At 68.3% G+C, this 14917-nt stretch carries 13 protein-coding genes; 9 read left to right on the forward strand and 4 right to left on the reverse strand.

What is annotated here, in order from left to right:
- Positions 1–44: 44 nt before the first annotated feature.
- Positions 45–905 (forward strand): hypothetical protein, encoded by an 861-nt coding sequence (locus tag ACFSVL_RS22070; protein WP_378307014.1) that lies wholly within the window; start codon positions 45–47, stop codon positions 903–905.
- On the opposite strand, the gene ACFSVL_RS22075 is transcribed toward ACFSVL_RS22070, so the two are convergent.
- Positions 906–1304, reverse strand: a complete 399-nt coding sequence (locus tag ACFSVL_RS22075) for a hypothetical protein (protein WP_378307016.1) — start codon at positions 1302–1304, stop codon at positions 906–908.
- A gap of 942 nt (positions 1305–2246) precedes the next feature.
- Here ACFSVL_RS22075 and ACFSVL_RS22080 point away from each other — a divergent pair.
- From ACFSVL_RS22080 to ACFSVL_RS22105, 6 genes are all read left to right on the forward strand, one after another.
- Positions 2247–2477: a DUF397 domain-containing protein gene (locus tag ACFSVL_RS22080; protein ID WP_378307018.1), complete on the forward strand. Its 231-nt coding sequence runs from the start codon at positions 2247–2249 to the stop codon at positions 2475–2477.
- Between the two features lie 147 nt (positions 2478–2624).
- Positions 2625–3527 (forward strand): Scr1 family TA system antitoxin-like transcriptional regulator, encoded by a 903-nt coding sequence (locus tag ACFSVL_RS22085; protein WP_378307020.1) that lies wholly within the window; start codon positions 2625–2627, stop codon positions 3525–3527.
- Positions 3528–3558: 31 nt separating this feature from the next.
- Positions 3559–4440 (forward strand): SAM-dependent methyltransferase, encoded by an 882-nt coding sequence (locus tag ACFSVL_RS22090; RefSeq protein WP_378307022.1) that lies wholly within the window; start codon positions 3559–3561, stop codon positions 4438–4440.
- A gap of 48 nt (positions 4441–4488) precedes the next feature.
- Complete coding sequence (locus ACFSVL_RS22095; RefSeq protein ID WP_378307024.1) at positions 4489–4956, forward strand: GbsR/MarR family transcriptional regulator; 468 nt, start codon at positions 4489–4491, stop codon at positions 4954–4956.
- A gap of 77 nt (positions 4957–5033) precedes the next feature.
- Positions 5034–6392, forward strand: coding sequence for a serine hydrolase domain-containing protein (locus tag ACFSVL_RS22100; RefSeq protein WP_378307026.1), 1359 nt, complete (start codon positions 5034–5036; stop codon positions 6390–6392).
- A gap of 137 nt (positions 6393–6529) precedes the next feature.
- Entirely contained in the window at positions 6530–8194 is a 1665-nt protein-coding gene (locus tag ACFSVL_RS22105; RefSeq protein WP_378307028.1) for a hypothetical protein, read from the forward strand.
- A gap of 2670 nt (positions 8195–10864) precedes the next feature.
- Here the strand turns inward: ACFSVL_RS22105 and ACFSVL_RS22110 are convergent.
- Positions 10865–11500: a response regulator gene (locus ACFSVL_RS22110; protein WP_378307030.1), complete on the reverse strand. Its 636-nt coding sequence runs from the start codon at positions 11498–11500 to the stop codon at positions 10865–10867.
- Positions 11493–12614 carry a sensor histidine kinase gene (locus tag ACFSVL_RS22115; protein ID WP_378307032.1) on the reverse strand — a complete coding sequence of 374 codons (1122 nt, stop codon included), beginning with the start codon at positions 12612–12614 and terminating at the stop codon, positions 11493–11495. The genes ACFSVL_RS22110 and ACFSVL_RS22115 overlap by 8 nt, the downstream gene beginning before the upstream one ends.
- A gap of 185 nt (positions 12615–12799) precedes the next feature.
- Here ACFSVL_RS22115 and ACFSVL_RS22120 point away from each other — a divergent pair, with 185 nt between their 5' ends.
- Entirely contained in the window at positions 12800–13354 is a 555-nt protein-coding gene (locus tag ACFSVL_RS22120) for a GlcG/HbpS family heme-binding protein (RefSeq protein ID WP_378307034.1), read from the forward strand.
- A gap of 52 nt (positions 13355–13406) precedes the next feature.
- On the opposite strand, the gene ACFSVL_RS22125 is transcribed toward ACFSVL_RS22120, so the two are convergent.
- Entirely contained in the window at positions 13407–13985 is a 579-nt protein-coding gene (locus tag ACFSVL_RS22125) for a TetR/AcrR family transcriptional regulator (RefSeq protein WP_378307035.1), read from the reverse strand.
- An 84-nt stretch (positions 13986–14069) separates the two neighbouring features.
- On the opposite strand from ACFSVL_RS22125, the gene ACFSVL_RS22130 reads away from it, so the two are divergent.
- A complete protein-coding gene (locus tag ACFSVL_RS22130) occupies positions 14070–14843 on the forward strand; it encodes an oxidoreductase (protein WP_378307037.1) in 774 nt (257 codons plus the stop codon).
- Positions 14844–14917 lie beyond the last annotated feature (74 nt).

The following is a 14917-nucleotide window of genomic DNA, read 5'->3' on the forward strand; positions in this document are numbered from 1 at the left end:
CGGATCGAACCAGCTACCCTTGCCTCGACCGAGGGGGAAGACCGATGCACGACACTGCCGCGGAGAAGCCGGTTGCACCGCAAGACAAACCAGACCGGATGCGGCAGCTGCACACCATCCTGTACCAGTTGCTCGTCTTCGGCCCAGCGTTCACCACGCTGACTCTGATGGTCCTGCCGCCGACCATCGAGGAAAGGCAGATGCTCGCGGACAACGGAGTGTCCCGCGCGCAGCTGACGCGGGTCTTCTTGGCCACGTTCCGCCAGGCGAGCGCGGTGCTGCTCGGCGCGCTGGCACTGCTCGCCATGCTGATCGCGTTCCAGCTCGAATATCTGGAGAAGCCTCCCGCGCCGGTCGTGCGGCTCGTTCTCCCCTTCGCGCTGCTCGCCGCCGCGGGCTGCGCGGTGCTGTCCGTGGCGAGCCTGTCCCCGCGCACCCGGCTGCTGGTGTCGGCGGCACGGTGCGCTCGCCTGATTCTCCTTCTCGACCCGCGCGCCGCGCAGCAGCCGTTGCCGCGCGCGTTCGGCCCGCGCTTCGCGAACCCGGTGTTCCGCCGACGCCGCGTCGCGGGCGTGGCCTGGGCGGTCACCCGGGACAGCGCCCGGCTGACCGGAAAACCGGCGACCGACGGAATGACGGTCGGCGAACTCCTGCTCTGGTTCGCCGAGACTCCCGGCGATCGTCGGCGCCGGCCCGTGCTCGTCGGATACCTCGCCGAACTGACGGCCGCGGCCGCCGCCGGCGCACCGATCCCCGGTGCGCATTTCGCCCCCGCCGCCCGCTTCCGCACCCGGTCGCCCCGGGAGGCGGCGCTACGCCTGCTCCGCACTCTCGTCGGCGGCGCGCTGACGACGGGAATCGTGCTCGCCGTCCTCACCGCCTTGCTGCGCCTGTGGATCAAGTAGCTACCGGCGATGACTGGGCCGAGCAGAGCCGAACAGCACCGCGCTGCAGATCAGCACCAGCCCGGTGACCGCGACCCCGACCACCGGGCCGACCAGCAGCACCACCGTGCTGATCACGCTCGCCGCGAAGGCGTACTGCAGGCACGTCCACAACACCGGCGTCAGCCACGACAGCATCCCCGACGCCGCGCACACCCAGCGGCCGCGGGCGGCCGGCTTGCGGTGGCGTCCCGGGCCGCGGCGGGCGAAGACCTTCGTCGCGGCGGCCAGCATCTCGTCGCGGGTGGCGATGCGCCGTCCGCCGCGGGCCGGGGCGACCGCGGCCCCGAAATCGACGCGCCCCACCCTTCCGGCGCGGTCGTCGTCTAGCGGGTCCGTGTTCTCCAGCGGTAGAGTCATTTCGTCTGTTCCTTAGCCTCGAAGCGGGTTTCAGACATCTGCGTGGCCCCCTGTTGCCGCAGGGGGCCACGCCCTTCTCTCTCCCCGGGCGCGCGACCCAGTTCGACAGTTCCTATCTTGGTCGGGAGCCGCCGCAGACCTCGATACCCACTTACGGTCGTCTCGCTGAGCGGTCCGCACCCGTCGATTAACGGCTAAGTGACATGCCGAATTACCGTGCGCGATATCAGTCCGCCGGTTCAGACCGGCAGTCTCCTGGACTTCAGCGAAACAGATCGCCGCGGCCCAACTCCGCGTTGCACGCGTCCTCGCACCTTCCGACCCGCTCTCACCTGCGCGAAAAGCCGAATCAAGAACTGCACGTGCAGCAGCGCGAGCGCGCAAAGAACCCGGCACGGCGGCGGCAAGCAGGCAGTTTCTAGCGCATCACGGACCGCTTTTCATCACTCACACGAGTGGTAGCATAGGGCTGATTGAAAAAGATCACGAGGAACCGCCGCCGCCCGCGCCGACCAGCCGCACACAAAGTCCTGACCAGCAATTTTCCGACAGCGATCACGCCGAGGGGCACAAGTGACATTCGGACGGCCCACCGCGAAAACCCCCGCTTATCGCGCGCCCAGCGGCCTCTGCCGACTGGAATATGCATGCCTGCCCGGCCAGTTCAGAATATTCTGACATACCCCGCCGACACGGTTCGCGACACCCCGTGGCGCCGGAAATCTGTCGCCCAGCCAATAACAGTGGACAAATCCCGGCCAGGAAAAGGACACCGCGTTCGACACCGATCACCGCGAGACAACCGCCCCAAAGCCAAACAGGTGAAGCTATCGGTCCATCTCGGGAACTTGCAAGTCCGCGCCTTGCCATTGGCATATTCCATCCTCGATCCTGAGGTTTGAATATTCCAGCGCACACAATCGCCTTGACAAGGACGAAACCATGCAATCTTACAACCCGGACACCGTGAGTTCTTCGCTCGACGACGCCGCCTGGCAGCGGCCGGAGGCATGCGGCGGCAACGGCGGCGACTGCGTCGAGGTCAATCTCAGCGATCCGGACGTCGTCGCGGTGCGCGATTCCAAGATCACCCGCTCCCCAGCGCTCGTTTTCGACAACCGGGAATGGGCCGCGTTCGCCGGCGCGCTGCGCGAGGGGCAGTTCGACCGGTGACCGCGCACTGATCGTCAACCCCGGTCCCCCATCCGGAACCCGCCCGGACCAACCCGTCCGCCTTGGCCGGGCGTAATGCGAGGACTACTATGATTTCGTGTCCGGCACCGGTGTCGCCTCGTCCCCTGATCGGACGGCTTGTCCCTCGTGAGCAGGCTTTCCGTCGAGGCCCAGCTGGTCGAACTGGGCCGGATCCTCGTCGCGGCGCGCGTCGAGCGCGGGCTGACCCAGGGCGAACTCGGCGACGTCCTCGGCTACACGCAGCCGAACATCAGCAAGATGGAACGCGGCAAGACCCGCATCCACCCGCATCTGCTCGACAAGTGGATCGACGTCCTCGCGATCGAACCCGCCGCGGCGGCGACGATGCGGCACTACAACCAGGCCTCCCGCGCCGACCGGGTCTGGAACGCCCGCCGCCTCGCGGCCAGCCCGGCCTGGTTCCATCCGGTGTTCGAGGCCGAACAGGAAGCCGCCATCATCCTGAAATGGACGGGGGAACGCATCAGCGGAATTCTCCAGACCGAGGACTACATGATGGAGCAATTCCAGGCTTACGGCCGCACGGACGTGAACAACGCCGTGCACGAACGGAAGCTGCGGGCCAAGCTCCTCGAGGATTTCCCGGACCGCACCTACAAGTTCATTCTCAGCGAAAGCGCGGTCTACCGGCTGACCAGGGCACACACCGCCAATCCGTACGTCGCGCTCGGCCAGGTCCGGCATCTGCTCGACCTCGCGCGCAACCACCCCGGCGCGACGATCCGGTTCGTGCCGTTCGCGAAGGGCCCCTTGCACGTCGGCCCCGATTTCACCATCCTGCAGTTCGCCAACAACGCGCTCGACCGTTCGTTCGCCGAAACGTCCAACGGCGTCCAGGTGTTCAAGGCCGACACCGAAACCTACGAAACCGACCTGCAATCGTGGGAATCCCTTTCGAGTGTCGCCCTTTCGGCGGAGGAATCGGCAATTCTTCTGGAAGAGGCCGAAGCGGACCTGATCAGCTTCGCCGCGGCCGCCGCCGGAAGGCCCGGAGAACCGCTACGCTGACTCCCGCGCCGTCGACCACAAGGAGCATCCGGTGACAGGCCTTGACCAGGAGTCGTTTCCGCCGCCGGGGCTCGATCTCAGCCGCCCCAGCGTGGCCCGCGTCTACGATTATTACCTCGGCGGAACCGCCAACTGGGAAATCGACCGGCAGTTCGCCGAACGCATGATGCGCGATTATCCGATGGTGCGCCCGATCGCGTTGGCCAATCGCCGGTTCCTGCACCGCGTCGTCCGGTATCTGGTGCGCGCGGGAATCCGGCAAATCGTCGATCTCGGCTCCGGCGTCCCCACGATGGGGCACGCGCACGAAATCGCCGAGCAGATCGCGCCCGGCGAAGTGAAAGTCGCCTACGTGGACTGCGAACCGGTCGCCGTCGCGCATTCCACCAGCCTGCTGCGGGAAAACGGCGACCTCGCCCGGCACGTCGCCATCCACGCCGACCTGCGCGATCCGCGGCGGCTGTGGTCCCGGATCGCCGGCACCGGCGTGCTCGACCTCGACCGGCCGGTCGCGCTGCTGCTCATCTCGGTCCTGCACTTCCAGCAACCGCCCGCCCCCGGCAGCGGCGGCACCGAGGACCTCGGGCCCAGCCTGGTCGCCGCCTACCGCGAACTCCTCGCGCCCGGGTCGTGCCTGGCCCTGTCCCACGCGACCGACCGGGGCGTTCCGCCGGACTACGCACGCATGCTCGCCGACGCCAAGGAGCGGTACGCGGCCACGGGCAACGACCTCGTCTACCGCGACCGCACGGAAATCACCGCGCTGTTCGGCGATTTCACCCTGCTCGAACCCGGCGTCACCTGGACCCCGCTGTGGCATCCGGAGGAAGCCAGCCCGGACGACACCACCATCCGCGCGGACGCGCCCAACGAGTCGCTCCTGCTCGCCGGGGTGGCCCGCAAGGACTTCTGAGATGACGAATATTTGCGTCATCTCAGTTATTACGCTAACTTGAGTCGCATGGACGAGGATCTCGCGTTCGCCGACGACGCCGGCCGCCACTTCGCGCGGCAGTACGGCATGACGCCGATGACCGGGCGGGTGATCGGCTGGCTGCTGCTGTGCGAACCGCGGCAGCAGACGATCGCCGAACTCGCGACCGCGCTGCGGGCCAGCCGCAGCGCGGTCACCAGCGCGATCAGCGAACTCGAAGAATGGTCCTGGATCCAGCGCACGCGCACCGCCGGGGAACGCGTCGACCGCGTGCAGCTCGCTCCCGAGGTGTGGCTGCGCGTGCTCGACAACCAGTCCGAATACGCCTCGCTCGGCGCGCTGGCGCGGCGCGGCCTCGACCTGATGGCCGACCAGCCCGCCGAACGACGGGCGCGGCTGGAGGAACTGGCGGAGTTCACGAGGTTCCTCGCCGAGCGGATGCCCGAACTCGCCGTCGAATGGCGGGCCCGGCGAGAAGCCTTGCACCGCAAGTAAAACCGAGCTTCACCACGCGCCGGGCGAACCCGTCCGGCGATTTCATCCTGCCCGCAGGATTTCACTGGGGAGTACCAATGTCCTTCAACCATGCCCACTGGCAGCAGCGGTTCGACACTCTGCGCGCCACCCACGGCGTTCCCGGCGCCTCGCTCGCCGTACTGGCCGACGGCCAGGTGCACGAACTCGCGAGCGGCGTCCTGCACCGCGGAACCGGCGTCGAGGTCACCACTGACTCGGTGTTCCTGTCCGGTTCGCTCGCGAAGGCCTACACCGCCACCGTGGTGCTGAACCTGGTCGACGCGGGCGCCCTCGACCTCGACACCCCGGTCGTCCAGCTGCTGCCGGAATTCGCGACACCGGACCCGGCCGCCACCGAAGCGATCACCGTCCGGCAGCTGCTCAGCCACACCAGCGGTCTGACCTGCGACTTCACCTACGACTCCGGCCGCGGCGACGATTGCCTCGCCCGCTACGTCGAGGCCGCCGCCGGGGTGGCGCTGGACTGCCCGCCGGGCACGGCGCTGTCCTACAGCAGCGTCGGGTACGCCGTGCTGGGCCGGATCATCGAGGTCGTGACCGGCAAGACGTGGGACCAAGCGTTGAAAGACCTGCTGTTCACGCCGCTCGGGCTGACGCACTCGATGACGCTGCCCGAAGAGGCGCTGCGTTTCCGGGTAGCGATGAGCCACCTCGGCGAGGAACCGGCGCCGGTCTGGGACCTCATGCCGCGCTCGGCAGGTCCGTACGGCCGCGTCATCATCTCCGCTGGCGACGTCGCACGCTTCGCCAAGATGCACCTGGACGGCGGAGTCGCGGCCGATGGCGCCCGGGTGCTGTCCAGCGAGGCGGTCGAGCTGATGCAGCGCCGGGTGATCGACAGCCCGGACAAGTGGACGGTTTCCGCCGACGGCTGGAGCCTCGGCTGGACGCTCTACGACTGGAACGGCGTCGCCGGCTTCGGCCACGACGGCAGCTCCGTCGCCCAGCATTCGTTCTTGCGCATCGTGCCGCACGCCGGGGTCGCGATCGTGCTGCTGACCAACGGCGGCGACTACAACCGGCTCTACCACGACCTGTTCAGCGAACTGCTCGCCGAACTGGCCGACGTCCGGCTGCCCGCCCCGTTCGCCCCGCCGGCCAACCCGCCCGAGGTGGACATCACGCCGCTGCTCGGCACCTATGTGCGGGAAGGCGTGGTCACCACGATCAGCCGCGCGGACGACGGGTCGGCGCGGATCCGGTACGAGTTCGTCGACGGGATGAAGGACCTGTCGCCGCCGCTGGAGGCCGAGCTGGTGCCGGTGACCGACAAGGTGTTCGCCGCGTGCGGGGAGTCCTTCGGGGCGACCCCCGCCCCGGTGGTGTTCTCGGCGCTCGCCGACGGGAGCCCGTGCGTCTACATCGGGATGCGGGCCACGCCGAAGACCTCGTGACCACGGGCGGTGGTCACGGGTAATCCCACGACGGCCGGGTGCGGCAGGTAGGCTTCACCAGTGTTTCGCCAGGTGATGTGCCCAGTCTGATGGCAAATACCTTCCCCCCCCCCGGACTTTCGTCACGGAGAGTACCCGTGGATCCCGGATTTGACCGCTGGCTGACCATTGGTTTCGAGCGCCGGGTCCTGGTCGTAGTGCGGACCATGACGACGCTCAACCGGTTGCTGGACGTGCTGACGCTCTTCGGCGGCGACCACCGCGTCCAGACCGTCTTCACCTTCGACCGGGAGCGCCCGGCCATTCTCGGGGCGGGCGTTCCCGGACTGCTCGAACGCCTCGGTGCCGCAGTGATCCCCTGGCGGCAGGCGATCACGACCGAGTTCGACCTCGCGATCGCAGCCAGCGAGAACGACGATCTCCACCTGCTCCGCGCCCCGGTGGTCCTGCTGCCGCACGGGATCGGGCACCAAAAGTACTACCCCGGCAGCTCGGTCGTCGCCGGGCTCAACCCGCAGCGACTGGTGCACGAAGGCCGGGTCGTCCCAGCGCTGATCGCGGTCGCGCACGCCGAACAGCGCGACCAGCTGCACGCGGCGAGCCCGGAGGCGGCCGAGCGGGCGGAGGTGGTCGGCGACCCATGCCTGGACCGGCTCGTCGCCGGCGCGCACCGGGCCGCCGAGTACCGCACCGCGCTGGCCGGCCGGGGCAAACGCCTCGTGACGATCGCGTCCACCTGGGGCCCGTCGTCGGTGCTCGGACAGCATCCCGATCTCCCGCTCCGGCTCGTCGCGGAACTCCCAGTCGACACCACCGCGGTGTGCACGATCCTGCATCCGGGGATCGCCGCCGCGCACAGCTCCTGGCAGCTCGACGCCTGGCTCGCCGAAGCAAAAAAGGCTGGACTGCTGGTGATCCCGTCCGAAACCGGCTGGCAGACCGCGATCACCGCGTCCTCCTGCGTGATCGGAGACGAAAGTTCGGTCTCGCTCTACGCCGCGGCTTTGGACCTGCCGCTGCTGATGGCCGGAAGTCCTTCTCCCGCAACGGTCCCCGGTTCACCAGCCGCGATGCTGGCCGCCCGGGCCACCCCACTGGCCGCCGACCGCCCCCTGGCCGCGCAGATCGACGACGCGATCGACCGGCACGTGCCAGGAAGCTACGAACCCGTTGCCAAGCAAGCAGTCGCGGTCCCCGGACAGTCCGCCGAACTGCTGCGCGCCGCCTGCTACCGGTTGATGAACCTGCCGGAACCAAGCACCCCAGCGGAATTCACCAGCTATCCAGTCAATCCCGCTGCCCGCACCGAACCAGTCGCGTTCCTCGCCGGTATCCGCGAACACGGCAACACCGACGTACTCGTACGGCTGCCAGCAACCGAGGTGCCCCAGCGACTGCACCATCTCCACGTGCTCGCACACCACACCCGAGCCTCCCTGCGAGAACTGTCGGCAGCGGCCATCGTGTTCACCGACGACGCCGAGCTAGACTTCGCCGACTGGGCTCCCGTTGTCCTCAAACAGTGGCCAGACGCGCAATTCGCCGCCCTCCGCCTCGAGGACCGCTGCCTCGCGGCAGACCGAAGCGGACGACACTACGAACTGACCCCGGCTTCCCGCCAGGTCGATCCCTTGGCGGCGGTCTCAATGCTCTACTTAGGACGGTCCGAACTGGACTTCGGGCGACAGCGAGTCAGCTGTAGCGATTCAAGCTCGCTGATGTATTCATTCGTCCGGGGATGCCCGAGCCGCCACGCGTCCCAGATCAGCCGCCCCCACGCGGTACGCGCGGATTCCAGCTGACCTTCCGCGACGAAGATCCGCGCCTCGATTTCGCGGATCTCCCACTGGTACTGATCCGCACCAGCATCTTTCAGCTCGGCCCGGGCCCTGCTCCAGCATTCCCGGGCCCGCCCCGGATCGCCCAGCGCGAGGAAGACCCGCGCAGCCACCATGTCCAACCTGTTCAGGTTGCTCCCGGCAGCGTGCCGCCGGCCCTTCTCGATCTCCGACATCGCCTCCGCCGGACGACCGGCCTTGATCAGCACCGACGCAAGCATCCGATAGTGAATGCCGAGCGCGTAACCGTGGCCGAGCTGCTCGTCAAGCGCGATGGACTTCCGCAGCCAATCCTCCGCCTGGACCAGCAACCCGGCCCGCTCCGCCGCGTCCGTGTCCGCCCGTTCCTCGAAGAACCGCGCCCGAAACTCCGCCGCCGACGACCGCAGCCGATCCCGCCGCGCCGGCCGGATGTCGACCGCCTGGGCCAGCTCCCACGCCTGCCGGAGATCCGCGTCCGCCTGCTCGAACGAGCGAGCCAGGAACCAGACTTTGGCCCGCATCAGCAACGTCCGCGCGTGCAACGCCTGCGGCTCACCGTCCGCCAGCGCCGCGGCCGCGTGCACCGCGAGATCGCTGATTTCGGCGTACTCGCGCCACAACCAGCGCTTCGTGATCAGCACTTCCAGCGCACCAGCGAGCTGGCACACCTCCATGTGCCTCCCCCGCCGAGCCGCCGCCCGCACCACCTCGGTAATGAGCCCCCAATGCTGGTGCAACCACTCGAACCGATCCTCGGCAAGCGCCCACGGTTCGATGGACGGCACCACGTACTCCCGCAACCGGGTGGGGTCGCCCGCGAGATCAGCCGCGACCGCCCGGTCCCGGACATGGCTCAACAGCCGGGAAAACGCCGCTTCCCGATCCGCGGGAAGCTTCGCCGCATACTGCGCCACCAACGCGGTAAGCCGATACCACCCGCCCACCTTTTCGGTCATCATCGAGTCTTCGACGACCTTGAAGACCTGCCTGCCGTTCGGCATTCCCAGGTAGGCGATCGCGGTTTCCCGGTTGAACCAGTGGCCGGGGAACCCAGCCAGCAGCGCGACCGCTTCGCGAGTTTCCGGTTCTAGTGAAGAAAACGTCTGCTCAAGCGCGTCTTTGATGACCCCCTCGGCGTCCACGATGCCGTTCGCCTCGTAGTACGCGACCATTCCGCGGACCGGACGCGGTTCCCCGCTGTGCCGCGCGAGACTCAAGCCCACTTCACGAATCGCGGAGGGCATCCGCCCCGACATCTCCAGCAACGCGTCGGTCGCTTCGGGTTCCGCGTCGAGCCGGACCGCGCCGCAATAGTAGGCCAGCATCTCGCGCGCACCCTCGAGTTCGAGGCCGCCCAACAGGATCGGTGCCGGATCGAGCGCGTCGAGGTCCCGCGTGCGGACGGAAGCGGTCGCCAGCACGAGGTTCATCCGGGACAGGCGGAAGAGTTCGACCTCGCGCGCCGAAACGACGTTGTCGAGAATGACGGTGAACAACCGGGTCGCCAGCACCGAGTCGAACTGCTGGTCCAGGGTAGCGTCGTCGTAGGGGATCTGATCGGCCGGAATGCCCAGCTTCAGCAACGCCTGCCGCTTGACGAGCGCCAGATCCACCACCGCGCCCGTGCGCAGCTCCGCGACATCGATCTCGATCCAGCCGCTCGGGAACCGACCACGCATCAGCCCGGCGATCTGCCGGGCGAGTTCGGTCTTCCCCGACCCCGCCGGCCCGTAAATGAGGCGAAACCCCGACTCGCGCGGCTCCCGCAGATGTTCGGCATGATTGAAAAACGGCTCGACGCCCTCAGCCGCCAGCGGCCGTTGCCCAGTCGCGTTCAGCAGCGCGACCGCTTCCGTCAGCTCAGCGCGAAACACCGGATCACCCTGACAGGCGGTCAGCACCTGCTCGCGGAGATCAGCCACGGTGACCCCGCCGGAGCCGAACTTCGCCCCGAACTTGGCCCTGGCAACACCCGCCAGCCGCCCCAGCCCTTTGTCGACCCGCCCGACCAGGGCAGTGGCCAGCACTTTCGCCGCCTCAGTGGAAAACACCTCAACCGCGTCGATCAAGCCCCACCCCTAATTCCGCTACGCCCCAACAACGCTAGCAGCGCGCACCACACACGTCACCCCAAGTCACACCCACGCCCCGCCGACCGTGAGGGGAACCCTCACAGCCCCAGATTCCCGCAGGGTTCCCCTCACGACCCGCTCTGCCACCAGCGAAGTCCGTGAGGGGCCCCTTCACAGACCTGGATTCCCTCAAGGAGTCCTTCACGGACCGCCCCCGCCGCCGCTGTTGCGCCCCAATGTGGCGTTCGGTGCATCCCACGCACCCAATGTGGCGTTCGTTGCGTCAGACGCACCCAATGCCACATTGGGACGCAAGCCCCACCCCACCGCGAACCGCGACCAAAGCACCCAGCCCAGCGAGGCACTCAGCCCCCACCCCGCCACCGACGCACCCACCCAGCGAGGCACCCAGCCCCACCCTTGCACCCCGATACGAAGCCTCCCTGCGGTCGGTGGGTGCTTGTCAAGGCATCTTTCCCGCCTTGACAAGCACCCACCGACCGTCAGCACAATCGGGCTTCGGGGTGCCCCACGCCAACACCCCGGCGCAATGTCGCCGCCAGGCGACGAGCCCGCCCCCTCAAGACAACAACCGCTGCTCCTTAGCCACCGCAACAGCCCCAGCCCGGGTATCCACCCCCAACTTCTCATAAATCCGCCCCAAATGCGTCTTAACCGTAGCCTCGCTAATAAACAACCGCCGCGCAATCTCCCGATTCCCCACCCCCTGCGCAAGCTGCCCCAGAATATCCCTCTCCCGAGCAGTCAGCGAAGGCCGAGGAGCCCGCAACTGCGCCATCATCCGATCCGCCACCGGAGCCGACAACGCCGCCCTCCCCTCCGCCGCAGCCCGAATAGCCGCATACAATTCATCAGCAGACTCCGCCTTCAGCAAATACCCCGTAGCCCCAGCCTCAATAGACCGCGTGATATCCGCATCAGTGTCATAAGTAGTCAACACCAAAACCCGAGGCGGCGAAGAAAGCCCCAGAACCCGCCGAATAGCAGCGACCCCGTCCTCCCCGTCCCCCAGCTGCAAATCCATCAACACCACATCCGGCGCCAACGCGGCAGCCAGATCGACCGCCTCCCGCCCGGTAGCCGCCTCCCCCACCACCTCGATCCCACCAGCCCCAGCCAGCAACGCCCGCAACCCGGCACGAACCATCGCATGGTCATCACAAAGCACCACCCGGATAACCCGCTCCTCAGCCATGACCAGCCCCCAACGGAATCGCCACCGAAATAACCGTCCCCTGCCCAGGCGCCGATTCCACCGTCAACCGCCCGCCAAGCTGCAGCGCCCGCGCACGCATCGCGGGCAGTCCGTGACCACGCCCCTCGGCGCTAGGGACAGCGGCCGGATCAAACCCCCGGCCGTCATCAGTAATGTCCAGCACGACCTCATCGTCGAGGTAGGTCAGGGTCAGCGCCACTCCCGACGCACCCGCGTGTTCCCGCGCGTTGGCCAACGCCCCCTGCGCGATCCGCACCAAAGTGGACTGCACCCGCCCAGGCAACTGCCGCACCGGCCCGTCGACCCGAACTCGCACCGGCCGCGGTTCGCGTTCAGCGACGTTGCGCAGCGCCTCCTCAACCGAATGCCCGTCCAGATCAGCCGGGGACAGATCCTGCACCAGACCCCGGGCCTCAGCCAGATTCCGGACCCCGACCTGTTGTGCCGCATGCAAATGCTCGCGCGCCAGGTCCGGGTCGGCCCACGCTCGGTCCGCCGCTTGCAACAACATCGCCTGACTGGACAAACCCTGCGCCAACGCGTCGTGGATCTCCCGCGAAAGCCGTTGCCGTTCGTCCAGCATTCCCGCGCGCCGCTCCGTTTCCCGCAGCCGCACCGCCTGCCGCCGCAGGTACGTGATCACCGCGGCGGTCACGGCGGCGACGGCCACCGGCACGATCGTCAGGTTCGGGTCGAAGCCGGTCGAGAGCCGGTTCTGCGAGAGCACCACCAGTGCGGTCACGAGCGTCACGAGCACCAGCGCGGGTCCGGTCGGCAGCGTGCGAAGGCCGGTGACGAACAGCGGGACCGCGCACCAGGCGAAACTCGGCGCGAGCAGCACCAGCACCACCCACAGCACGGTCACGACGGTCAGCCAGGCCAGATACGGCACGGTCACCTGCTCCGGCCCGGTGATCCGCAGCAGCAGGCCGACCGCGTAGACCGCGGCGAGGCAGCCGGTCAGGGCGATCACCCAGGGCGCGGCCGGTTCGCCGTGGTGGTGGTCGAGAAAGCGCACGATCGACGCGACCAGCAGCAGGAAGAACGCCGTGTGCATGGTCGCGGCCAGCCACCGCGCGTCCCGATCGGTCATCGCCGCCCTCCGTTTGCCGTTCCGCTGTGGAGCCTGACCGGTGCGCATCCGGTCGACATCAGCCGATCGGATGACATGAGTGTCGGCCGTTCCTCGCCGCGAAGCGAGCCGAGACTCCGATCCGGTGAAGGGGCTCCCGGACGCACGATGAACGCATCAAGCCGGACAAGCCAAGGAGCCCCCCGATGAAGAACCTCACCGCCAAGACCCGCATCGCCACCGTCGTCGGCGGTCTCGTCGTGATCGGCGCCGCCACCACCGGCGCGCTGGTCGCCAACGCCGCTACTCCGGCCGCCGCCCCCGCCGCGGCTCCGGCTCAGGCCGCGCCGAAGGGCTTGGTCCAGACCACGCACCTGTCGATCGCCGCCGCGCAGAAGGCCGCGCAGGCCGCGTTGAGCGCAGCCGAGAAGGCAGGCCAGCACGTGTCGGTCGCGGTGGTCGACCGCGACGGCAACACCATCCTGACCCTGCGCGGCGACGGTGCCGGCCCGCAGTCGTACTCGTCGGCCGAGGAGAAGGCGTTCACCGCGGTTTCGTGGAACGCCAAGACCTCCGAGCTGACCGGCCGGCTCCAGCAGACGCCGACCCTGAAGGACATCAAGGGCACGCTGTTCCTCGCCGGCGCGGTCCCGGTGGACGCGAACAACACCCCGATCGCGGCGGTCGGCGTGGCCGGCGCCCCGTCCGGCACCCAGGACGAGAGCTTCGCCCAGGCCGGAGTGGACGCCCTCGGCAAGTAGCACCCGTCTGTGAAGGACTCCTTCCGGGAATCTGATTCCCTCAAGGAGTCCTTCACGGACCGGCCTGCTGCCCGGCCCCGAAGCGCAGTCCGTCCAGCAGGATCTCGGTGATCCGGACCGCCTCCTCCTCCCAGCCCTCCGCGAGCCGCATCCCGCAGATCCCGCCGAGGGCGCGCAGCACGGTCCGCCCGCCGACGTCAGCTCGGAGCTTCCCGGCTGCGGCACCGGCTTCGAGCAGCTGGTCGAGGGCACCGGCCATCTGGGCGCGGGCGTCGTCGAAGACCGGCGAATCCGTCGCCATGATGCTCTCCAGCGCGATCGCCATGCCCTTGCCCACGGCCGAATGTTCCACCAGCAGCAACAGAAAACGCCGCAATGCTTCATCAGGCGCGTGCCCCGCAAGGAGCTGCGCGGGGGCGGCGCACAACTGGTCGACTTCCTGCCGGTAGACCTCCTCCACCAGGGCTTCGCGCGTCTCGAAATGCCGGTAGAGCGTGCCGACCGCCACCCCGGCCCGCTTGGCGATTTCGTCGACATACGCGTCGGCCTCCCCGGCGAGGAACGCTTCCCGCGCTGCGGCCAGGAGCGCATCCCGGTTGCGCCGCGCGTCGGCGCGCAACGGACGTGGCACTTGCTACCTCCATAAGGTGAGTCCGGTTCAGCTTAGGCGTACAGTTTCCGGAGTCAGACTCACTTTACTGCAGGGAGCACCGTCATGACAGTTCCGGACGAGGGCCTCGCTGGCCTCCGTGTGCTGGTCACCGGGGGCAGCCGCGGCCTGGGAGCCGCAACGGTCCGCCGCTTCGCCGCCGCTGGCGCGACCGTGGTGACGGCTTCGCGCACCGCACCGCCGGACGATCTGCCCGCGACCTTCCTCCCCGCGGACCTCTCGACCGAAGCCGGCGCGGCGGACCTCGGCCGCCGGGTGATCGACCTCGTCGGCGGGATCGACGTCCTGGTCAACAACGCGGGCGCGGCGACCGGTCCGACACCGACGCTCAAGCGGGCCGACGAATCCTGGCTCACCGATCTGGAGATGAACCTCCTGAGCGCGGTTCGCCTCGACCGCGCACTGGTGCCGGGGATGGTCGAGCGCGGCTCCGGTGTGGTCGTGCACGTTTCGTCGATCGCGAGTCACCTGCCGCAGCGCGGCGAAGCTTCGTACGCGGCGGCGAAAGCAGCGCTCAACGTGTACAGCCGTTCGCTGGCGACTGAGGTCGGCACGCACGGCGTTCGGGTCGTGTGCGTGCTGCCGGGCTTCGTGACGACGGAGGGCGCGGTCACGCATCTCTCGAAGATGGCAGCGCAGGAAGGCGTTGGGGTGGACGAGATTCAGCAGCGGATCGTCGACCACCTGGACGTGCCGATGGGGCGGCCGGGCGATCCGTCGGACGTGGCGGAGATGATCGCGTTTCTCGCCTCCAGCCGGGCGAAATGGTTGACCGGGGCGGAATTCCGGGTCGATGGCGGAATCATCCCGGCGGTCTGAGGAGATGAACGTGAAACTTGGCGCGGTGATCATCGACGCGGCTTCGCTGGAGACGGAGAGCGCGTTCTGGCATC

Source organism: Amycolatopsis silviterrae (assembly GCF_042684085.1).
Lineage (GTDB): Bacteria > Actinomycetota > Actinomycetes > Mycobacteriales > Pseudonocardiaceae > Amycolatopsis > Amycolatopsis silviterrae.

What these genes read in the sequence shown, in the direction of transcription:
- ACFSVL_RS22070 (WP_378307014.1), top strand. Translation starts at nt 45, where the DNA reads ATGCACGACACTGCCGCGGAGAAGCCGGTTGCACCGCAAGACAAACCA.
- ACFSVL_RS22075 (WP_378307016.1), bottom strand. Translation starts at nt 1,304, where the DNA reads ATGACTCTACCGCTGGAGAACACGGACCCGCTAGACGACGACCGCGCC.
- ACFSVL_RS22080 (WP_378307018.1), top strand. Translation starts at nt 2,247, where the DNA reads ATGCAATCTTACAACCCGGACACCGTGAGTTCTTCGCTCGACGACGCC.
- ACFSVL_RS22095 (WP_378307024.1), top strand. Translation starts at nt 4,489, where the DNA reads ATGGACGAGGATCTCGCGTTCGCCGACGACGCCGGCCGCCACTTCGCG.
- ACFSVL_RS22100 (WP_378307026.1), top strand. Translation starts at nt 5,034, where the DNA reads ATGTCCTTCAACCATGCCCACTGGCAGCAGCGGTTCGACACTCTGCGC.
- ACFSVL_RS22110 (WP_378307030.1), bottom strand. Translation starts at nt 11,500, where the DNA reads ATGGCTGAGGAGCGGGTTATCCGGGTGGTGCTTTGTGATGACCATGCG.
- ACFSVL_RS22115 (WP_378307032.1), bottom strand. Translation starts at nt 12,614, where the DNA reads ATGACCGATCGGGACGCGCGGTGGCTGGCCGCGACCATGCACACGGCG.
- ACFSVL_RS22120 (WP_378307034.1), top strand. Translation starts at nt 12,800, where the DNA reads ATGAAGAACCTCACCGCCAAGACCCGCATCGCCACCGTCGTCGGCGGT.
- ACFSVL_RS22130 (WP_378307037.1), top strand. Translation starts at nt 14,070, where the DNA reads ATGACAGTTCCGGACGAGGGCCTCGCTGGCCTCCGTGTGCTGGTCACC.